Origin of the sequence: Caballeronia sp. GAFFF1, from assembly GCF_023630705.1 — a bacterium.
Lineage (GTDB): Bacteria > Pseudomonadota > Gammaproteobacteria > Burkholderiales > Burkholderiaceae > Caballeronia.
In genome coordinates, this window is record NZ_JALQEM010000031.1 from 191834 (window position 1) to 211612 (window position 19779).

Here is a 19779-nt window from a genome sequence, read left to right on the forward strand (position 1 = left end):
CGCATGATCTTCGAAAAGCGAGACTGATGTCAACGAGAGGATGCGCCGAGTGCACGGCCAGGCTCGTGTTAGTCGCTCAAACAGCCACTCAACTTCTCCCCAGGAATACGATGAGTACGCCGACCTATCAAACCATCGACACGAGCGCGCTTGCGAAGCGCGCGCAGTCCGATCGCATTGCGCCTTCGCTCTACTACGATCCGCAGCTCTTCGAGGAAGAACTCGAACGCATCTTCTACAAGACGTGGGTGTGGGTCGCTCACGACAGCGAGTTGCCGAAGCCCGGCGACTTCGTCACGACGACCATCGGCCGCCAGCCGGTCATCGTCGTGCGGGACAAAACGGGAGCCGTGAACGTACTTCAGAATCGCTGCCGTCATCGCGGCGCGACCGTGTGCGAAGAGCACAAGGGCAATGCGAAAGGCTTCACGTGCCCGTACCACAGCTGGTCATACGCGCTCGACGGCACGCTGCGCGCGCTGCCCTACGGCGACGGCTATGAAGGCGTATGCGAGAAAGGCGATTTGCCGCTCAAGAAGCTGCGCGTGGGCGTCTATCAGGGCCTGATTTTCGCGAGCGTCAACGAAGACATCGAATCGCTCGAAGACTTTCTCGGCGGTGCGAAGCCATGGATAGACCTGTTCATGAAGCAAGGCGCGGGCTATCCGGTCAAGGCGAACGGCGAGCATAAGTTCACGTTCAAGGGCAACTGGAAGATCCAGCTCGAAAACACGACGGACCTGTATCACTTTCCCGTCGTGCATAAGTCCTGGATGAAGTCTATCGACGATGAAACGGCCGCCGCGATCACGAGCTTCATGACGAGCGACCAGGCGTTTTGCCGCTCCCTCGGCAACGGTCACAGCCTGGCCGTACTCATGCCGGAACTCGTCGATCTCGATCAGGACGACGGTGCGCCGCTGCCCGAACGTTTCAATGAACTCGCCGCGCAGCTTGCAGAAAAACACACGGCGGAAGAAGTGCGCCGCGTCGTGCGTTCGCTGATGGGCGTCGGCTTCAACCTGAATCTGTTTCCGAACCTCGCGTTGTCGATGGCCTTCTTCCGCGTGCTGCGCCCCATTTCCGCGGTGGAAACAGAAATCCGCCACGTCGCACTAGGGATGGACGGCGGCCCCGAAGAAGCCAATCGTGCGCGCTTGCGCATGCACGAGCACTTCCAGGGCCCGTTTGGTTTCGGCAGCCCCGACGATGCCGAAGCATGGGAACGCGTGCAGCGCGGCTCATACGCAGGCCCCGACGTACCTATCCTGGTGAACCGCGGGCTGAATCGCGAAACGACCGCGCCGAACGGCGAAAAAACCGCGCACGCCACCGACGAAACCGGCATGCGCGAAGCCTATAGACAATGGCGCGCAATGATGGAGCAAGCATGATGGACGACCGTAACGCACTTCTGTCTGACCAGACCTTCGCCCGCGCTATCGAATTCATCTGGCGCGAAGCCGAACTTCTGGACCGGCGCGATTACCGCGCGTGGCTCGAAATGTGGGACCCCAATGGCATCTACGTGGTGCCTATCGACCCTGACACGACCGACTACGAAGCGACACTGAATTACGCATTCGACGACCAGCACATGCGCGAACTGCGTGTGCAGCGCATGGCGTCCGGCTATTCGGCGTCCGCCGCCGACGCCGCGCGTACGGTGCGCACCGTGTCGCGCTTCACGCGGTCTTCGGATAGCGCGGACCTCGTCGAAGTGAAGTCCTCGCAGATCATCATTGCGTACAAGCGCGGCGTGTCGACGATCTTCGCCGCGGATCTGACGCATAAGATCAGCATGGCCAACGGCCAGCCGCTGCTCGTCGAAAAAGTTATCCGCCTGATCAACTCGACCGAAGCACTGAGCGCCATCGGCTTCCTGCTTTGACTTTCCATCCCTATCCGACCATGCCGACACTCGAAGTCTATCTGCCTCAAGGTCACTCCGACGAGCGCAAGGCATCGCTTATCCAGGGTCTGACTCAAGCGACCGTCGACGCCATCGGCGCGCCCGCGGAGTCGGTGCGCATTCTGCTGTCGGAGTTGCCGGCCTCGGACATCGGGCTGGGCGGAAAGCCAACGCCCGCTGCGTTGCCGGTCATCATCGCAATCTTGATTGCGGGCCGCACGGAGACGCAGAAAGAAGCGCTGATCAGGCATCTGTCAGAGATCAGCGCCTCTGTCCTGGATGTGCCCCTGCAGTCCACGCGCGTCATGATCAAAGACATTCCCAATACCGATTTCGGCTTGGGCGGCAAGACCGCGCGTGCGTTGGGCCGCTAAGTCGAAGTCGGGCCCATTCTTCCGCGATCCGTACGCCAGACCTGTTGTTCGGCTCGAAGGGAAACAAGATGACGAACGATACTCGAAGCCTGCCGCTGCGTGTGCTCTTCTGCTGCGGAGTCACTCAGAATTTCTTCGACTTGCCGCGTGAGCAAATCGGCGATGTATGGCAGGCGTACGGCAACATGCTCAGTGCCATCGAAGCAATGGAAAACGTACGAGTGTTGGGTGTCATGGATGACGACCGGCTTGTCGTCGGCAACGCCGAAGGGGCACCGTGGACCTTCTACATCATGGCCGACGTCGCCGACTTCGACGCCGCCGTTGCGGTCTGCAATCTGTATCGCACGACGCGCGTGGGCGAATACAACCTTTGGCGCTACGGCAAAATCGAAGCGCGCGTCGGGCGCGCGCTCACGGTTCCGTCCGCCGTTACCGACAAGGCGTGAGTCATGACGCACACGACCATTGAGAGTCTGCAACTGCGCTTGCGCCTGCTTGAAGCGCACAACGCGGTTCGCAAGACCATTGCCCGATACATGGCGCTCTGCGATGTGCCGGCTCGCGCACTGAACGGTGAATCGCTGGCGGCGCTTTTTAGCGAAGATGCCGTGTGGGAAGGCATCGGTCCCCGGTATGCGGACAAGTTCGGCCGCTTGCAGGGGCCGAGCGCTATCGTCACGATGCTGCAACGTTACCTGCCGCCCACGCCGCACTTTGCGACGAACCTCCACTTTCTCACGAGCGAGCATATCGAAGTGCAAGGCGACATCGCGAAAGGCCGCTGGATCATGTTGCAGGCATCCGGCTATGTCGATGCGAAAGCCGAACTCATCGCGGCGCGGCTAGAAGTGGATTTCAATCCTTCGCCGCACAGTGAAGATGTCTGGTTGATTCGTCACTTCCGCACCGAGCGCATTTTCGACGCGCCCTGGCAGGTGAACCCCGCGCACGGAGTCCGAGCATGAGCGCCTTTCTGCGGATGTTCGATCTCGCTTCGCACGCCGCTGCGAATGCGCCGACCATTGCAATCAAGGACAGCATCGACGTGGCCGGCTATCCGACGACCGCGGCGAGCCGCGCGCTTGCCGATGCGCCGCCCGCGCCGCGGCATGCGGAAGTCGTGCAGCGTCTCCTCGATGCAGGCTGGCGCATTACCGGCAAGGCGAACATGCACGAACTCGCGTTCGGCATGACAGGCATCAACGATTTCAGTGGGACGCCCGTCAACCCGCAAGACCCGGCTCGTATTCCCGGCGGTTCGTCGAGCGGCTCGGCATCGGCGGTCGGATCGAAGCTCGTCGATGCAGCCCTCGGCACGGATACCGGCGGTTCGGTGCGCTGCCCTGCCGCATGCTGCGGCGTCATCGGACTGAAGCCGACGTTCGGACGCGTGTCGCGCGAAGGCGTCGCGCCGCGCCAGACATCGCTCGACTGTGTCGGCCCTTTTGCACGCGACATGAACAGCATCATCGACGTGATGCTCGCGATCGATGCGTCATTCCAGGGCGGCCGTGCACGCCGCGATGTCGCCGGACTGCGCGTCGCGCTGCCCGAAGTCGAAGCCGACGCCGAAATCCGCGATGCGGTGACGGCGGCCGTCGCACGCAGCGGACTCGCGTCGCGTGTCGTACAACTCGAATCCCTGCGTGACGCGTTCACGGCCGGGCTTGCTGTCATCAACGCCGAGATGTGGCATGCGTTCGGTCATCTCGTCCGTAGCGGCCAACTCGGTCCGGACATTGTGGCTCGCTTGAGCGCCGCCGCGAACACGCAGGCCTCGGAGCTCGTTGCAGCCGAGCGCATCCGTCGCGTCTTCACGAACCAAGTCGACCGCGTGCTGGAAGACTCGGACGTCCTCATTCTTCCGACGCTGCCGTCGCTGCCGATCACGATCGAGGCCGCGAGAGCGGGCACGTCGGTGATCGCAATGTCGTCGCTGATTCGGCCGTTCAACCTGAGCGGGCATCCGGCGCTGACGTTACCGGTCCCGATCGACCGGACGTCGCTTAAGGCGGGGCTGCAGATTGTCGGCCGACGCGGCGACGACGAGACGGTTTGCGCCGCCGCCGCATACATCGAAGCGATGCTTGCCTGCAATGCAGATTGAAGGAGCCGGCACCATGACGAAGAGAGTCGTGCTCGTGACCGGCGCTTCTCGCGGGCTGGGCGAAGCAGTGACGCGCCGCTTTCATCATGCCGGTTACAACGTCGCGCTGGCCGATATTGCTGTCGATGCCGCCCAAAGGCTCGCGCTCGAACTGAGCAGCGACGCAGCGAGCGCATTCGCGGTGAAGCTCGACGTAACGAAGAAGGCAGATTTCGAGGCAGCACGCGATGCGCTGCTCGACCGCTGGGGTGCGATCGACGTGCTCGTGAACAATGCGGGCGCATCGAAAGTCGTGCCTGCAATGGACATCACCGCCGACCAATTCGACGAGGTGATGGACGTTAATCTGCGCAGCGTGCTGTTCGGCTGTCAGGTATTCGGGCAGCACTTCGCGACGCAAGGTGCCGGACGCATCGTGAACATTGCCTCGCTCGCGGGACAGAACGGCGGCTCTGCTACCGGTGCGCACTATGCCGCTGCGAAAGGCGGCGCCATCACGCTCACTAAAACTTTTGCGCGCGATCTCGCCGCGCATGGTGTGACCGTCAACGCAATATCGCCGGGTCCGCTCGATCTGGCTGTCGTGCACGAAAGCGTACCGGCGCAGAAACTGCATGAGGTGATTGCGGGCATTCCGGTAGGCCGCCTAGGCTCCGCGAGCTATATAGCTGATGTCGCCGTGCTGCTCGCTTCCACCGATGCCTACTTTGCCAACGGCGCGTGCTGGGATATCAACGGCGGAGTCTTCATGCGCTGAGCGCGAAGCGACGCGGTGTGCTCCTGCAGCCACCTTCCCGTAGAGGTCCTTCTGATGGGCCGCATCAGACCGAAGCATACCCACCCGTCTGATCACCAACTTCCTTTGACGCAGCAACCGAGCCGCTTCTGACTAGTCCGTGCAAGTCCCGCGTTACCTCGCCGGGCAGGGAGATAAGCGCGACAGCCCGTGCTCATGGGCGGATGGCCTAGCGAACGTATCGCGTGCATTGTCGGACGGCGCGCGACGAATTGCATCCGTCCAGCTGATATTGATGGCCCATTTCGGCGGATTGGCGCTGGCGCGCAAATGCGTCGACACTTTCGTTCGCGCGCGCAGATGTGCCACTGACTGCAACCCGCGATGCGACGGCCATACATCGCAAGAGCACCCCAATGTCAGCCCCAAGGAAATAACTGCTCGCAGCTTCGCACTTCGCACGAAGCGGTAGTCAAGCAACAAGCTTGCTGATTGGTTCGGCGTCCGCGCTGTTCAGTTCTTAGACCGACTCATGGTCTCCGGAGATACGCAATGCTCAAAAAAAAAGAGGGCAACGTCCTGCTTTCGCCGTCCGCACTGGCGCCAGCGGTCGTTGTGTCAGCTGCCTTGTTCACAGCCGGATGCGGCGGCGATACTGACACCGCGCCGGTGACGAGCCACACAGCCGCGCCGAGCTGTTCTGATCTCTCTTCCACAACGATAGCCGACACGAGCTTCACCCTTACGAAGGACATGCCACCAGGCGATTTCGCGCCGCCTACGGGCGAGACCATCAAAGGCCTGCCGGCCTTCTGCAGAGTTGCCGCCACGATCAAGCCGGCGTCCGACTCGAACATCAAAGTGGAACTGTGGCTTCCGGCCGCGTGGAACGGTAAATACCTCGGCACAGGAAACGGGGGCCTCGGCGGGACCATCGACTATGAAGCCCTAGCCAATGGATTGCGCCGCGGGTTTGCAGTCGCGAATACCGACCTCGGCACATCGGCAGGGGTCGCAAGCATGGTCGGCCATGTGGAGACGATCGTCGACTTCGGTCATCGCGCGACCCACCTGATGACCACCATGTCGAAGACGCTCGTCAACCGTTTTTATACGAAGGCTCCCGCCTATTCCTACTGGTTCGGATGCTCCACCGGGGGCGGTCAGGGCATGCACGAGGCACAACAGTATCCGGAGGACTACGACGGCATCGTGGCTGGCGCACCGGGTGCCGCTCGCGTCCCTGCGCATCTTTCTTACCAGTGGGCGTGGGCCGCGACCCAGCAAGACCCGACGAGCAATCTCACGGTCGCTAAGCGCAAGCTCTGGGCCGGCCATGTCATGAGCGCTTGCGACGAGCTGGATGGACTGAAGGACGGCGTCATCGGCCGGCCGGACATGTGCAAGGTCAATCCAGCGGTGCTTCAGTGCAAGTCCGCCGACGCGGCTGATTGCCTAACAGCCGGACAGGTCGGTGCACTGCGCAAGATTTACGCGGGACCCACCAATCCTGTGACAGGCGCACAACTGTCCTATGGATATCTGCCCGGTACCGAACTCGATTTCTCGACTGCGGCGACTACGCCGACCTCGGCGCCGCCCTTCCCCTTTCCATTTCAGTGGGTATGGGGGGTCAACTGGGACTGGAGAAGCTTTAACTGGGCTAGCGACGTTGATGTGATGCACAACACCCTAGACTTCGCAGTGGATGCATCGAATCCTGACCTCACCGCATTCGCGGCGCATGGCGGAAAGCTCATCGTTTTTCAAGGACTCGCCGATGGCATTCAGGTGCCGGGAGCTGCGATTGCCTACCGCCAAAGTGTCGAGAACCGCATGCCAGGCCAGTCCGATAAATTTATGAAGCTGTTCACCGCACCGGGAATGGATCATTGCCGCAATGGCGTCGGCCCGAACGTTTTCGGTAACCTTAATCCAGGATTTCCAACTGCGCCAGACGATCCTACTCATGACCTTTTGGCCGCCGCGCAGTCGTGGGTCGAGAAAGGTCGCGTGCCCGACCAGCTTATTGCGACCAAGTACGCGAACAACTCGCCGACCGGCGCTGTTGAACGGACCATGCCTTTGTGCCCGTGGCCGAAAGTCAGCAGATACAACGGCACGGGCGATGTGAATTCGGCCGATAGCTTCAGCTGTGTCGATCCGTCCTAGCGCAAGAAACGCGGAGTAAGCACGGCGTTCGACCTCGCCTACGCGGGCGTCCTGTCGGTGACGGGGCGCCTGCTCCATTGCGTGCGTTACGTGTTGCGGATGATGCGGACGGGAACGCTCACACAGTACGCCTTGCCGATGCTATGCCCACACTACATCGCATTCCATAATATCTACCCAGATGAACGCAATTCATATGGGACATTATTGTCCCGAATTTGACGGCAGAAAATCACTCTTCGATACGCGATTCCGCTCTGCACAGCAGAGCCCGCCGCAGCAACGGTCATGGCGGTAATGTATGCGGGATCATAGAGGGGACGATGGCATCATGACTACACAGAGACGTAAAGCTCTAGGAAAGACCAGCCGGGCTGTGCTGAAGCAAGACACACTGATGCGCTTGCCTGCACTGGTAACCATTCCAATTCTCGCGGTGGCGCTGTCTGCTTGTGGAGGTGGCAGCTCTTCGAATTCCTCTGATCCCACAATTGCGATGACGGCCGATGGTGCTGTCCAGGGCGTGGCGGCTAACGGCGTGGTGGCGTACAAGGGTATTCCCTTTGCGGCTCCTCCCGTCGGGAGCTTGCGCTGGCGCCCGCCCCAGCCCGTCTCTGCATGGAGCGGTGTGCGGCAGGCCACGTCTTTTTTTCACGACTGCATGCAAACGAGCGGCCCGAATTCCGGACTGACGGTCGCCCCGTCGGAAGATTGTCTGTACCTCAACGTATGGCGCCCGCAAAACAGCACTGGTAAGAACTTGCCTGTGATGGTCTGGGTCTACGGCGGTGCATACGTCGTTGGCGGAACATCGATGCCGCGCTATGACGGCACGCAGTTCGCCAAGGAAGGGGTTGTTATCGTCACAGTCAATTACCGTCTCGGTCGCTTCGGCTTCTTCGCACATCCTGCACTTACCACGGCCGCTGCTCAGTCAGGCGAAACGTTGGGTAATTACGGTTATATGGACCAGATCGCCGCCTTAAAGTGGGTACAGCGTAACATCTCCAATTTCGGCGGCGACCCCACGAACGTCACAATATTTGGGGAATCGGCTGGAGGCGAATCTATTCACAACCTGCTGACATCGCCGTCGGCATCAGGACTGTTTGCAAAGGCGATCAATGAGTCCGGCAATGGACGCGTCAATCAGTACTATGGCCGTACGCTCACGCGTAACGCCAAGACGGTCGGGGCTTCGGCTGAAGAACAGGGTGCTTCATTCGCCAGTGGACTGGGGATCAACGGGAGTGACGCCAGTTCGCTGGACGCCCTACGTGCGCTTTCGGCAGATCAAGTCCTCGACGGGTTGGACACCTCAACGTTGAACACATCGCACAGCCTGGCCACGTTCTCGGGCGGCGCGATCATCGACGGGAAAATCGTGGTTGACGAACCGGAGAATCAGTACAAGGCGGGGCACTTTGCGAAGATCCCGCTCATGATTGGGGTGAACAATGCCGACCTCGGATTTCCGAGTCGAGGCATTACGACGAAGGAGCAGGCGTACGCGATCTTTGGCCCTCAAAACTCGAGCGCCGCCGCTGCGGCGTTCGATCCGACCGGCACCGCCTCTGTGGCATCCATTGAGAGCCAAGTTTCTCGTGTCATTACGATGGATGAGCCCGCACGCTTTGTAGCCAGAATTTTTACGGCTAACGGCGCGCCGACGTATCTCTATCGTTTTTCGTATGTCGCTCAGTCGATCAGAGATAAAGTCGCCGGCGCCACGCATGGTGCAGAGATTCCGTACGTATTTGACACCCTTTCCGCTTCCTACGGGACGGCTGTCACGAGTCAAGACGAACAGGTGGCGCGTAACATGATCGCCTACTGGACCGCGTTCGCAAAAACGGGAAATCCGTCCAACGCGGGTCTAATCAACTGGCCGGCATACAACACTGCACTCGACAACCAATTGGAATTCAATTCAGCAGGCACCTTGCAAGTGAACCAGCCGAGTCCGTTGAAAGCACAAATCGATCTTGTTGAGCCGCTTAATGACGCAAATCAAACGGTAAATCGGCAGTATCAGTAATTGCTCCGCACGACTAGGTCGATGAGGTCGCTATGCGCGGCTGCCATCGACCCTCGTGATTTTCAGTGAGGTTACCGATGAACTTCAAGCGTTGAGCGGCGCGCGGGTGCCCCTTTCTGCCGTCAGAGTGCAGTGCGCGGTAGTTGCTGAACGAGATGCCGCGTGGCCCGCGCTCGGCGCGGTCACGGAGGCGATACGGGCGGATGCAGCGCACCCGCGGTCGATGCGGATCAATACGAGTTGCCTGACGTCACGATTGAGATCGCCGAGGACGCGTGCGCGCGCATGCGGGCGCAACTCGACGCGTTCCATCGAGGTTGAGTGGCTGCTTCCGCAGGCGGAAGCGACGCCTGGCAATCAAAGCATTAGCCTGTGCGAATGACGCTTCATGGCCGCGAGCGGCCCCACGCCTTGGCCGGCTGCTCATCACAACCGAACTGCTCGACGGTGAGCCTATTAGACCCTTATCGCTCGGACCGTTTTGCCGCCTAGAGCATCCTGTGAGCCCGCCGAAGTCGGCGGGCATCAAGGGCCGTCTGCTCGATGACTCCCTTCGCGGGCACGCAGCGGCCTGACGATCGGCGAATCAAGACGGCGGCGTCGGCTATCAGCCGAATGTGCTCACGCGGCGTAATCCACAGCAAGACGGTCGAGATGGCGTTTGATGCTGGCAAGATGCAAACGCCCGGCCACCGGCCCGAACGACGACCACTGCTTCGACGGCCGGGTGGCCGTCTCTTCGGCAACGCGGCTCAAGCGGCCTTGCGTGCATCGCGCCATGTACTCGCTCGGACAGGCGCGCTCGAGATAGTACAGATCGTCCCATGCTTCTCCAATGGATGCGCCAACGACGATCACGCCATGATTCCGAAGAAACGCAATGCTGACGTTTCCCATGATGGAGGCTATGCGATCGCCTTCGCCGGGGGCGAGGGCGAGTCCGTTGTACTCGTCATCGACGGCAATGCGACCGAAGGATTTCAACGATGCCTGGCTTGTCCAGGAAAGCGGCGTCGCGATGTCCGCAGGCGCCGAAAAAGCCTGACGATGGCTGAGCGCGATCTCAGCTAAGCGAAGACCATCCCGGACCTGCCGCGCGGCCACTTGCCTATTGCACTCTTCGTCGCGTCGAAATGGCCGATGCGGTCGAGATGACGAGGTCGGCAACGCGACGTTCATCGCGATCCGTGTTCCAGCGTGAGCGCGCCACAGCGATATTCACCGCGCCGATGCCGCGCCCGTGCGCGTTGGTGATCGCGGCAGCGGTCGAGATATCGTTTAGAGCCGCCCCCGGGATGCGCTGCGCGTTGCGGCTATCTTTCGGGCGCGGCTGCATGCCCGGACTCACTCCCGGCAAGTGCGAGCGTAGGTGGAGTGACGGCGATTCTCCCCTGCCTTATGCCCGCGCCACGCACGCATCAGCACCTGAATGGCGCTCCAATGATTCGCTGCTCACGCGTCCAGTGCAGATGTTATCGACGATGTATTGCGCATCACGCGCAACGCCCGAGAATCGGCCCGACCCCCACGTATGCAGCCACGGCAGGCCGACGAAATAGACTCCCGGCACGGCCGTCACGCCGCGCAGATGCGAAGGATGGCCCCTGCCGTTGAACACCGGCACGTCGAGCCAGCCGAAGTCCGGCCTGAAGCCGATACACCAGACCACCGCACTGATGCCGCTCGCCTGCAGGTCCAGTTCCTCGCGCTCCGCCTGCGGTTCCCATAGCGGCTCATAGCGTGAGGCGGGCGGCGCATCGATGCCCTGCCGTTCGATGAAACCGTCGATGCTCGCGTTGATGTTGTTGTACGTTTTGTCCGCGTCGTCCAGAGCGGCGCGTAGATTCGGTGCGAAGCGCAGGTTGCCGTCGCGCAAGTCTTCCAGCCGCCCGAACAGCTCCATGCCTTCGAGCGCGAAGCGGCGCAAGTCGATATCGCGCCCGCCGTCGCGACCCGTGACGTAGTGATTCGTGTTGTCGCGCACGCCCTCGCGCAGCGGATGATCCGTCACGGGCATATCGTAGTAGCGCATGTCTGCGAGCCAATCGACGACATCACGTCCGCGATAGAACCGCGCGCAGCGCGGCGCTTCGCCAACGGCGAGATGCACCTTGCGGCCCGACAAGTGCAGATCTTCCGCGATCTGTGCGCCGGATTGTCCGGAACCCACCACCAGCACCGCGCCGGGCGGCAACGCGTCCGCGTTCCGATAGTCCGACGACTGAATCTGCACGATGTTCGCCGGCAAGCGCTCGGCCATGCGCGGCACGATAGGCTCGTGATAGCCGCCCGAAGCAACCACGACGTGATCCGCCGTGAATGCGCCGCGCGTGGTCTGCACGTCATAGCGGCCGTTTGCGTCCCGCTTCACGCGCGTCACCGCCGTGTACTCCAGCACCGGCGCATTCACCTTGGCGATGAAGCCGTCGAGATACGAAATGATCTCGTCCTTCTTCATGAAGCCGTGCGGGTCGGCGCCCGTGTAGGGATGACCAGGCAGCGCGCATTGCCAGTTCGGCGTCACGAGGCAGAAGGTGTCCCAACGCTGCGTGCGCCAGGTATGCGTCACGGTGTGCTTTTCGATGACGAGATGATCAATGGCCGACTGCTGCAGAAAGTGGCTGACCGAAAGCCCCGCCTGTCCGCCGCCGACGACGATCACGCTGTAGTGTGGGTTCGACATGGCCGTATCCCTCGACGAAGTGTCATTCGAATCCGAGCACGGTGACATGTGCGTCGCGTGTATCGCTGAAACGGCTTGCGTCCTCTTCGATGCGCGCAAGCTGATCCATCGCCGCCGAGCACGCAAAGCCGAACTTCGCGCGCACACGCTCCGAGCCTATGTTCAAGGCTTCGCGCGAGCGCGCGACGAAGTCATCGACGGGATAGCGGCTGCCTGCGGTGAAGAACTCGCCGACGACCGTCGAGGGCGAATAGCAGTTGGCTTCCACGCCATCGGGCCAACGAATGCGAAAGTGCATGACTGGCATTGAATCGTCCTCAGTCGTAGGTGAGCAGCGCGTTTGCGAGCCACTGCCGGTAGATGTCGAGATGACGGCGCGCGCTGGCTTGCCATGCGTAGCGTTTCAGCAGTGCCGGCACGGCATGATCGAAGTCGATGCCGCCCGTATCGGTCAGTCCGCGCGCGATGTCGTATGGATCATGCGGGTCGGCGAAGACGCAGGTGCGATCGTCGAGATGCTCGGTGAACGGCGCGATGTTCGAAACGACCACCGGCCGCCCGCTTGCCAAAGCCTCCAGCGCGACGAGGCCGAAGCCCTCGCGCAGCGAGACCATCGCTACGACATCTGCGATGCGGAACAGCGCTGGCATCGCGGCATCGTCCAGCGGTCCGGTGATGACGATGGGCGTGCCGCGGGCGCCCGCTTCAAGGCCTAGTTGCGCAGCGCGTGAATGAAAACGGCGCGCATAGGCATCGTGATCCAGCAAACTCGCGCCGCCCGCGAGCACGAGTTGCGCGGAAGGCTTCGCCGCGCGCAGAAAGGCGAACGCTTCCAGCAGCATCGACGTGTTCTTGCGTTCCTCGATGCCGCCGACAGCGAGCACGACCGGTCCGCATCCCGAGATGCCGAAGCGTTCGCGCAAGGGGCCGCAATCCACGGGCGCGCTGTATCGGCTCACATCGACGCCATTGCTGACGGTCTTTGCGTCGATGCCGTAGGTCTCGCGCATTGTGCGTGTCCACGTCTCGCTCACGCACAGCACCTCATCGGCGTCACGCCATGCGCGTTGTTGCCAATGAGCGAGTCGCGGGTCGTCGAAACGGTCGAGGTGATGTACCGTGCGGATAAAGCCGCATATCGCGCCCTCTTCCTTCAGCTCGGCGAGCGCGTTGCCGCTGATGCTGTCTTGTGCGTGATACACATCGAAAACCTGACTCGCCAAAGAGGCTTTCAACGCCCAAATGCGTTCATGGACCATCTGCGCGACATCGCGCTTTCCTTCGACGCGCGCAATTACGACACGAAAGGGCGTCGCGCGAAACATGACCTCGTTTTCACGCGCCGGCGCAAAGACGGTCACCTCATGACCGCTCTCGTGCAACGCACGCGCAAGTTCGAGCGTATGCACGACGCCGCCGCGCGGATTCGCCGAATGCGTCAGTAGCGCAATGCGCAACGCCATCATCGCGCACATATGAAAGGCTCCTCGCGCAGGTTCCACAGCAGCGCGTTTTCGCGTGCGCGCGTGACGACGACTTCCTGCGAGGCATCGACTTGCCCGATCACGGCGCATGCCAGCGAACGCGAAGCGAAGCGTGCGAGCACTGCATCCACATGCTCCGGACGCACCGACAGGACGAAGCCGAAGCTCGGGAACGCACGGAGCCAGCGCTCGAAATCGGGGTCATCGGGACGCGGCACGGCGTCCAGATCGATGCGTGCGCCTACCTTCGAGCATTCGAGCAACATGAGCGCGGTGCCCAGCACGCCGCCCATGCTGATGTCTTTCGCGGCATCGCAGAGGCTCGCTTCGGCGAGCTCCGGCAGCAGTTCGAAGTCGCCGCGCGCGCGGCGCTCCGGCGCGCTTGCCGAGGCGTTCCAGAACGGATAGGGCTCCTCGTAGTGGCCACGTAGATCGACCGCCATGATGAGCGCATCGCCGGGCCTCGCGACGAAGCTCGTCAGCAACTTGCGCGCGCGTCCGACGATGGACACCGCGAGTTGCGCGCCATCGCTGCGCACGTTGGTGTGTCCGCCGACGATAGGCACGTCGTACGCTTTCGATGCCGCCGCCATGCCTGCGAGCACATCGTTGGCTTCATCGGCGCTGCCGCTCCATAGTGCATCGACGATGGCAATCGGGCGGCCGCCCATTGCATAGATGTCGCTGACATTGACCATTACGCTGCTATAACCCGCGAACCAGGGCATTGCGCGAACGAAATCGCTGACCATGCCTTCGATGGCGAAGAGCAGATAGCCGTCGCCGTCGGGAATCGCGGCGCAGTCGTCGCCGATGGCAACGGCCGGATGCGGCAAGCGCGACAGCACGTCGGAGATATCGCGCTTGTGACGAAAGCCGCGGCTTTCGCGCAGGCGCTCCACGATGCCGCGCAGCGCGCTCACGACGCTCTCCGCGCCAGCGCGACGAAGCCGCTTTGCGGCGTGACGCACGGCGGATACGCATCGAGCGCTGCCTGCATCAGATGATGCGCGCGACCGAAGAGCGCTTCCTCCCTGATCGACGTCCAGTTCAGACGCTCGAACAACGGCACGTTTTGCGCCTGCACGTGGGCGAGGAACGTCTTGCAGCCTCGTGCATGCGCGCTCGACACCGCGAGGCGAATCAACGTCGCGCCGATCCTGGCCTGCGACCGAAACGCCGCATGCACCGCGAGCCGCGAGCCGAACCACACGCCCGGCGATTCTTCGTGAATGCGCACGGTGCCGACCACCTGCTCGGGCATGCCCGCCACGCAACTGGATGCCACGAGCAATTGCGCGTGCGTATCGATGTCATCGCGGTCATCGCCCACGAAGATGCCTTGCTCAATGCAGAACACCGCGCGACGAAGCTTGCGCGCTTCCTGCACTTCCCAAGGCAGCGTCGCCCATTTCACGCGAAACTCGACCGGAGCGTAGTCGTGTTCGACGACATCATCGACGGTATCGACGATCACCATGCTCACACCTCGTACGATGAAAGAGAGGAACATGCGCCGCATTTGCCGCAGCCCGCCTTGATGTCGGCGGATCGCATGTCGGCATCGGCCAGCATCGCGCCGATGGGCGCGAGCACCGAGCGCATGAAGTCAGGCGTCGGTGCGGGATGGTCCTCGAGCGGAGTGCCGCTGATCGGCACGAACGGCACGACGAACGGATACACGCCGAGGCCGATCAGATCGCGCGCCATATCGACGATGGCCGCTGCGCTGTCGCCGAGGCCCGCGAGAATGTACGTGCTCACCTGTCCGCGCCCGAACACTTTCACGGCGGCATGGAAGGCCTCCATGTAGCGCGAGACAGGCACGGTCGCCTTGCCCGGCATGATGCGTCCGCGAACCTCCGGGCTCACTGCTTCCAGATGCATGCCGAGCGTGTCGATGCCGCTCGCTTTCATGCGCTCGAACCATTGGTCGTCATCCGGCGGTTCGCATTGCGCCTGAATCGGCAAGTCGACCGCTGCCTTGATCGCGAAGGCGCTCTCGCAAAGAATCTTCGCGCCGCGGTCCGGGGTCGGCGGCGTGCCGGTCGTGAGAACCATGTGCTTCACGCCATCGAGCAGCACGGCCGCGCGCGCGACTTCCGCGAGTTGCTCTGGGGTCTTGCGCGCGATGGTGCGCCCCGCCGCGAGCGACTGCCCGATCGCGCAGAACTTGCACGACTTGCGGCGGCTCTCATAGCGGATACACGTTTGCAGCACCGTCGTCGCGAGCACGTCCTTGCCGTGCAAGGTCGCGATATGCGAGTACGGCACGCCGTCGAGCGTCTGCATCGCATAAAAGCGCGGCGTGCTCGGAAAGCTGATGGACGCAATCGGAATGGCATCGCGCATGAGCGCGCTGTTGCCATCGGCATCGGGGTGACCGGCGACGAACGGCGAGTGCCACGCGGTGTTCGTATGCACCGGCACCATGATGGTCACGCCGTCGAGCGTCACCGCCTTGTGGTCGGACGGACCCGCGCCGCCGCGTCGGCTGGACACGCCCGCGCGCGCATCGGCGAGCCTGAGGCCCGCGGACTGCAGTTCAGTCATCAATTGCCGGCTCGATGCCGGCAGGTTCTCTCTGGCGCTCATCGTCTGTCGTTTCCTTGAATGTCGTCACGGGCGATGCAGGGCGATCGTTGATCGCGAGACTCAGCAGTTCGGGCCGCGCATAGTGACCGACCGAATCCATCATGCGTTTGCGCTTGGTGATGAGCGACATGTCGAGATCGGCGATCACCATGCCTTCGCCTTCCCGCAGCGGCTCTGCGAGATGCTGCCCTTCCGGCGACACGATCGCCGTGTTGCAGCCGCCGCGCAATGCGCGTTGCAAACCGGGATCGGGCGTGATGGCTTCGATCTGCGCATCGGTGAGCCATCCCGTTGCGTTGACGACGAAGCAGCCGGACTCCAGCGCATGATGTCGGATGGTCACCTCGATCTGCTCCGCGAAGATGGGACCCACCAGCGAGCCGGGAAACTGGCTGCAATGGATCTCTTCGTGCTGCGTCATCAATGCGTAGCGCGCAAGCGGGTTGTAGTGCTCCCAGCACGCGAGCGCGCCGACGCGGCCCACTTGCGTCTCGACCACCTTGAGTCCTGCCGCATCGCCCTGGCCCCAGATCATCCGTTCGTGAAACGTCGGCGTGATCTTGCGGCGCTTGAGCAGAAGCTTGCCGTCGGTATCGAAGACGAGCTGCGTGTTGTACAGACTGCCGTGGTCGCGTTCGTTGACGCCGAGCACGACGACCATCTGCGCCGTGCGCGCACGCTCCGCGACGGCCTGTGTCACCGGCCCGGGAACGACGACCGCGCGCTCGTACAGCTTCATGTGATCCGCGCCCGATGCCACCGGTGCGCGCACGAACGAGAAGTACGGGTAATACGGCACGAAGGTTTCGGGAAACACGATCAGCCGCACGCCCTTCGCGGCGGCCTCGTCGATGGCCGTGCAGACCTTGTCGAGCGTGCCTTCGGGGCGCTCGAAGTCGGGTGTGATCTGCACTGCGGCGGCGCGTACCGAGCGCATGACGATCACACGGTCCAGGTGTGAATGATCAGCGCGTTCTCCTTGCGGTGAAGCAACTGGATATCGAGCACATCCAGCGGATTGATCGGCCTGATGCCTTCGATAAGCGACGCTTCGCCATGACCATAAAGCGCCTGGAGCGCGAAGCGGCATGCATAGACCTTGCCGCCTTCGGCCATGAACTTCTGCAGTTGCTTGTTGAAGTTGAGATGGCCGGGAAAGGCTTCGTCGCCGAGCGTGGGAAAGCCGCGCTGCAGTCCTAGCGTCACACCCGGACCATACAGCAGCACCGATGTATCGAAGCCCTTGCGTTGCAGACGCGTTGCCTGCAGGAGATTCACGAAGCCGATGGATCCTTCGAACGCAACCGTATGAAACGTGACGAGCGCCTTCTCGCCGGGTTCCGCCTTCACGTCTTCGAAAACCTTCTCTTCGTAGTCGACGAGATAGTCGCCGTTCTTGTGAAGCGGTTGGGTGACTGCGGGCATGGCATTCTCCGTTTGCGGGTGACGTCTCGATGAGGTCCGATGTGGCGAGCCATCAAACGCAACGGGTATGCCAATGATTGGCCCGCGAAATGCAATCACTTTGCAATCAAGCAAAACGAACGCGCTTGAGAGACGCGAGAAATTTTCGGAAGAGCCTTTCTACAAGGGACTTTCGCGCTGTCGACGCAAGCGATGCTTTCTTCAGAGACGCACGCTTTAGGCGCACGGGGGCGTGTGCGTGGTGCGATTCACACTAAAGCCGTGCATCGATGCGATCAATGCGATCAAGTTGCATCGCCGCGTGCAATGGCTATGCTTGAGCGATCGATCGCGAAGGACACACGAATGGCCGAGACGTCGCATCACTGGATTCGCAAACTCGAAGAAAGCCGCAAGCCGGCTTATCTGGCCATTCCGGATCTCATCGAGGAAGATCTGGCGAGCGGCCGCCTGCGTCCGCGTGACCGGCTGCCGGGCCTGCGCGACCTCGCCGCAACGCTGAATCTCAACTACACGACCGTTGCGCGCGCCTATGCCGAAGCGGGCAGGCGCGGTCTGCTCGATGCACGCGCCGGCAGCGGCACTTTCGTGCGCGGAAAAACGCAGAGCCTGCCGCTTGCGGGCGGAAGCAGCATCGAGATGTCGATGAACATGCCACCCGAACCGCCCGTGCTTGCCACGCGCCTGCGCGAGTCGGCGGCGCGGATCGTGCGCGACGCCGATCCGTACCAGCTATTGCGCTATCAGGACTTCGGCGGCATGGCGGCGGACCGTGCGGCGGGACGTCAATGGGTTCAGGCGCGCGTGCCGGACTGCTCCGACGACACGATACTCGTCTGTCCCGGCATTCATAGCGCGCTAGTGGCGCTGGTATCGCAGCTTGCGCGCACGGGCGAGACGGTGTGTCTGGATACGCTCGCGTATCCCGGCATCAAGGCGATCGCATCGCAACTGGGCGTGAAGTTGCAGGCCCTGGCTCGTGACGACGAAGGTCCGTTGCCGCATGCGTTCGAGGCTTTATGCAAGGCGCAAAAGCCCGGCGCGTTTTATTGCAATCCGACCTTGCAGAATCCGAGCACGCTGACGCTGAGCCAGCAACGTCGCGAGGCGCTGGCCGACGTCGCGCTGCGATACAACGTACCGATCATCGAAGACGAACCGTACGGCATGCTACCCATCGACGCGCCTATTCCGCTCGCCGCCCTGGCGCCGGAACTGACGTATCACATCACGGGTCTTTCGAAAACCTTCGGCGCGGGCTTGCGCGTCGCTTACCTCAAGACGCCGACGTCGAGGCAGACGCAGCGCATCGCGGGTGCCTTGCGCGCGACTACCGTGATGCCCAGCCCTTTTACGGTTCTGCTCGCGACACACTGGATCAACGATGGAACGGCACTGGACGTACTCGACGCGATTCGCGACGAAGCAATGGCGCGCCAGGCAATCGCAGCGCAAACACTGAGCGGTTTGCCGTTCGATGCGAATGCTCACGGCTTCCATTTATGGCTGCCTGTGCCGGCTACCTGCGACTGGAGCGCGTCGGAGCTCGCGCCGCAGTTGCGCAATCAGGGAATCGGCGCGGTGGCGGGCGCCGCCTTTTCCACGGACGGCGATCCGCCGAACGCGTTGCGGCTATGTCTGGGCGGTCCGCAGAATCGGGAGGATTGTCGTGAGGCATTAACGCGGCTCGTCAATATGCTGGACGACCCGCATCATCTGCATACACCGATGTTGTGAGGTTCGGGTGGTCGGTGGGCGGGCGGCAAACAGTTAGGGTTGAAGCGCCGCTCTTCGATGATTCGCGACGACGTGTATGACGAGGTTCACATGTCGCGTCGCCCGGACTTTTAGACGTCACCCCCCGCCCAGTAAGAAGCCGTTCCATTGGCGAGGACGAATGTTGCTCCTGATCGGCCTTTGCCGGCATCGAAGCGAATGGCGTTCGGCGTCGGCGGAAGGGATGGCACGCGGCTGCAACGGGTCGCAAATGGCATCCGGCTGTCGCCCAGTTGCTGCGGCTCGTCTCAGTTCCTGTCGGCAAAGGTGGGCGCCGTGTCGAATGTCCAGCCCCGTGTCGCTCGCTCCGCGCGTTGTATTCCAAACGCACGACGAGGACGTCTTTGCGGATCGCCACCTTCTCGTAGACAATGCCTATCAGGTCGGCAGACGGGACGACACCACGGAGCCGGACCTGGCTGGGTCATAAGCACCCTCCATGGCGCACCGTCCGTATCGTCGTCGCAGTGATTA

The 19779-nt window shown here is 62.1% G+C and carries 19 protein-coding genes and 1 pseudogene; 10 read left to right on the top strand and 10 right to left on the bottom strand.

What is annotated here, in order from left to right; translation table 11 throughout:
* Positions 1–110: 110 nt before the first annotated feature.
* From NCR37_RS17725 to NCR37_RS17765, 9 genes are all read left to right on the top strand, one after another.
* Positions 111–1394 (top strand): aromatic ring-hydroxylating oxygenase subunit alpha, encoded by a 1284-nt coding sequence (locus tag NCR37_RS17725; RefSeq protein ID WP_250474149.1) that lies wholly within the window; start codon positions 111–113, stop codon positions 1392–1394.
* Positions 1391–1891: an aromatic-ring-hydroxylating dioxygenase subunit beta gene (locus NCR37_RS17730; protein ID WP_250474150.1), complete on the top strand. Its 501-nt coding sequence runs from the start codon at positions 1391–1393 to the stop codon at positions 1889–1891. The genes NCR37_RS17725 and NCR37_RS17730 overlap by 4 nt, the downstream gene beginning before the upstream one ends.
* Before the next feature lie 20 nt (positions 1892–1911).
* Complete coding sequence (locus NCR37_RS17735) at positions 1912–2286, top strand: tautomerase family protein (RefSeq protein ID WP_250474247.1); 375 nt, start codon at positions 1912–1914, stop codon at positions 2284–2286.
* 68 nt (positions 2287–2354) lie between these two features.
* On the top strand, positions 2355–2735 hold the full coding sequence (locus tag NCR37_RS17740) for a hypothetical protein (RefSeq protein WP_250474151.1): 381 nt from the start codon (positions 2355–2357) through the stop codon (positions 2733–2735).
* Between the two features lie 3 nt (positions 2736–2738).
* Complete coding sequence (locus NCR37_RS17745) at positions 2739–3254, top strand: nuclear transport factor 2 family protein (RefSeq protein ID WP_250474152.1); 516 nt, start codon at positions 2739–2741, stop codon at positions 3252–3254.
* Positions 3251–4396, top strand: a complete 1146-nt coding sequence (locus tag NCR37_RS17750; RefSeq protein WP_250474153.1) for an amidase — start codon at positions 3251–3253, stop codon at positions 4394–4396. Before NCR37_RS17745 ends, NCR37_RS17750 begins: the two co-directional genes overlap by 4 nt.
* A 13-nt stretch (positions 4397–4409) precedes the next feature.
* Positions 4410–5153: an SDR family NAD(P)-dependent oxidoreductase gene (locus NCR37_RS17755; protein WP_250474154.1), complete on the top strand. Its 744-nt coding sequence runs from the start codon at positions 4410–4412 to the stop codon at positions 5151–5153.
* A gap of 531 nt (positions 5154–5684) precedes the next feature.
* On the top strand, positions 5685–7304 hold the full coding sequence (locus NCR37_RS17760) for a tannase/feruloyl esterase family alpha/beta hydrolase (RefSeq protein WP_250474155.1): 1620 nt from the start codon (positions 5685–5687) through the stop codon (positions 7302–7304).
* A gap of 331 nt (positions 7305–7635) precedes the next feature.
* Entirely contained in the window at positions 7636–9342 is a 1707-nt protein-coding gene (locus NCR37_RS17765) for a carboxylesterase/lipase family protein (protein WP_250474156.1), read from the top strand.
* 621 nt (positions 9343–9963) lie between these two features.
* On the opposite strand, the gene NCR37_RS28400 is transcribed toward NCR37_RS17765, so the two are convergent.
* From NCR37_RS28400 to NCR37_RS17815, 10 genes and pseudogenes are all read right to left on the bottom strand, one after another.
* Entirely contained in the window at positions 9964–10521 is a 558-nt protein-coding gene (locus NCR37_RS28400) for a class II aldolase/adducin family protein (protein ID WP_350029070.1), read from the bottom strand.
* Positions 10451–10624, bottom strand: a pseudogene (locus tag NCR37_RS17775) (IclR family transcriptional regulator); the annotation flags it as partial. The pseudogene NCR37_RS17775 and the gene NCR37_RS28400, both read right to left, overlap by 71 nt.
* A gap of 114 nt (positions 10625–10738) precedes the next feature.
* Complete coding sequence (locus NCR37_RS17780; RefSeq protein WP_250474157.1) at positions 10739–12025, bottom strand: MSMEG_0569 family flavin-dependent oxidoreductase; 1287 nt, start codon at positions 12023–12025, stop codon at positions 10739–10741.
* Between the two features lie 22 nt (positions 12026–12047).
* The gene (locus NCR37_RS17785) at positions 12048–12332 is read right to left on the bottom strand and encodes an MSMEG_0570 family nitrogen starvation response protein (RefSeq protein WP_250474158.1); all 285 of its coding nucleotides are present in this window, start codon (positions 12330–12332) and stop codon (positions 12048–12050) included.
* Positions 12333–12342: 10 nt separating this feature from the next.
* On the bottom strand, positions 12343–13500 hold the full coding sequence (locus NCR37_RS17790; RefSeq protein WP_250474159.1) for an MSMEG_0565 family glycosyltransferase: 1158 nt from the start codon (positions 13498–13500) through the stop codon (positions 12343–12345).
* Complete coding sequence (locus tag NCR37_RS17795; RefSeq protein WP_250474160.1) at positions 13488–14432, bottom strand: sll0787 family AIR synthase-like protein; 945 nt, start codon at positions 14430–14432, stop codon at positions 13488–13490. The genes NCR37_RS17790 and NCR37_RS17795 overlap by 13 nt, the downstream gene beginning before the upstream one ends.
* Positions 14429–14989 carry an MSMEG_0567/Sll0786 family nitrogen starvation N-acetyltransferase gene (locus tag NCR37_RS17800; protein ID WP_250474161.1) on the bottom strand — a complete coding sequence of 187 codons (561 nt, stop codon included), beginning with the start codon at positions 14987–14989 and terminating at the stop codon, positions 14429–14431. Before NCR37_RS17800 ends, NCR37_RS17795 begins: the two co-directional genes overlap by 4 nt.
* A 2-nt stretch (positions 14990–14991) precedes the next feature.
* Entirely contained in the window at positions 14992–16062 is a 1071-nt protein-coding gene (locus NCR37_RS17805; protein ID WP_250474248.1) for an MSMEG_0568 family radical SAM protein, read from the bottom strand.
* Positions 16055–17041, bottom strand: coding sequence for a Nit6803 family nitrilase (locus tag NCR37_RS17810; RefSeq protein ID WP_250474162.1), 987 nt, complete (start codon positions 17039–17041; stop codon positions 16055–16057). Before NCR37_RS17810 ends, NCR37_RS17805 begins: the two co-directional genes overlap by 8 nt.
* Positions 17042–17046: 5 nt before the next feature.
* Positions 17047–17529: an MSMEG_0572/Sll0783 family nitrogen starvation response protein gene (locus NCR37_RS17815; RefSeq protein WP_250474163.1), complete on the bottom strand. Its 483-nt coding sequence runs from the start codon at positions 17527–17529 to the stop codon at positions 17047–17049.
* A gap of 345 nt (positions 17530–17874) precedes the next feature.
* Here NCR37_RS17815 and NCR37_RS17820 point away from each other — a divergent pair, with 345 nt between their 5' ends.
* Positions 17875–19266: an aminotransferase-like domain-containing protein gene (locus NCR37_RS17820; protein WP_250474164.1), complete on the top strand. Its 1392-nt coding sequence runs from the start codon at positions 17875–17877 to the stop codon at positions 19264–19266.
* Positions 19267–19779: the final 513 nt, after the last annotated feature.

What these genes read in the sequence shown, in the direction of transcription:
- NCR37_RS17745 (WP_250474152.1), top strand. Translation starts at nt 2,739, where the DNA reads ATGACGCACACGACCATTGAGAGTCTGCAACTGCGCTTGCGCCTGCTT.
- NCR37_RS17730 (WP_250474150.1), top strand. Translation starts at nt 1,391, where the DNA reads ATGATGGACGACCGTAACGCACTTCTGTCTGACCAGACCTTCGCCCGC.
- NCR37_RS17800 (WP_250474161.1), bottom strand. Translation starts at nt 14,989, where the DNA reads ATGGTGATCGTCGATACCGTCGATGATGTCGTCGAACACGACTACGCT.
- NCR37_RS17725 (WP_250474149.1), top strand. Translation starts at nt 111, where the DNA reads ATGAGTACGCCGACCTATCAAACCATCGACACGAGCGCGCTTGCGAAG.
- NCR37_RS17780 (WP_250474157.1), bottom strand. Translation starts at nt 12,025, where the DNA reads ATGTCGAACCCACACTACAGCGTGATCGTCGTCGGCGGCGGACAGGCG.
- NCR37_RS17820 (WP_250474164.1), top strand. Translation starts at nt 17,875, where the DNA reads ATGGCCGAGACGTCGCATCACTGGATTCGCAAACTCGAAGAAAGCCGC.
- NCR37_RS17815 (WP_250474163.1), bottom strand. Translation starts at nt 17,529, where the DNA reads ATGCCCGCAGTCACCCAACCGCTTCACAAGAACGGCGACTATCTCGTC.
- NCR37_RS17735 (WP_250474247.1), top strand. Translation starts at nt 1,912, where the DNA reads ATGCCGACACTCGAAGTCTATCTGCCTCAAGGTCACTCCGACGAGCGC.
- NCR37_RS17790 (WP_250474159.1), bottom strand. Translation starts at nt 13,500, where the DNA reads ATGTGCGCGATGATGGCGTTGCGCATTGCGCTACTGACGCATTCGGCG.
- NCR37_RS17740 (WP_250474151.1), top strand. Translation starts at nt 2,355, where the DNA reads ATGACGAACGATACTCGAAGCCTGCCGCTGCGTGTGCTCTTCTGCTGC.
- NCR37_RS17785 (WP_250474158.1), bottom strand. Translation starts at nt 12,332, where the DNA reads ATGCCAGTCATGCACTTTCGCATTCGTTGGCCCGATGGCGTGGAAGCC.
- NCR37_RS17760 (WP_250474155.1), top strand. Translation starts at nt 5,685, where the DNA reads ATGCTCAAAAAAAAAGAGGGCAACGTCCTGCTTTCGCCGTCCGCACTG.
- NCR37_RS28400 (WP_350029070.1), bottom strand. Translation starts at nt 10,521, where the DNA reads ATGAACGTCGCGTTGCCGACCTCGTCATCTCGACCGCATCGGCCATTT.
- NCR37_RS17805 (WP_250474248.1), bottom strand. Translation starts at nt 16,062, where the DNA reads ATGACTGAACTGCAGTCCGCGGGCCTCAGGCTCGCCGATGCGCGCGCG.
- NCR37_RS17755 (WP_250474154.1), top strand. Translation starts at nt 4,410, where the DNA reads ATGACGAAGAGAGTCGTGCTCGTGACCGGCGCTTCTCGCGGGCTGGGC.
- NCR37_RS17810 (WP_250474162.1), bottom strand. Translation starts at nt 17,041, where the DNA reads ATGCGCTCGGTACGCGCCGCCGCAGTGCAGATCACACCCGACTTCGAG.
- NCR37_RS17765 (WP_250474156.1), top strand. Translation starts at nt 7,636, where the DNA reads ATGACTACACAGAGACGTAAAGCTCTAGGAAAGACCAGCCGGGCTGTG.
- NCR37_RS17750 (WP_250474153.1), top strand. Translation starts at nt 3,251, where the DNA reads ATGAGCGCCTTTCTGCGGATGTTCGATCTCGCTTCGCACGCCGCTGCG.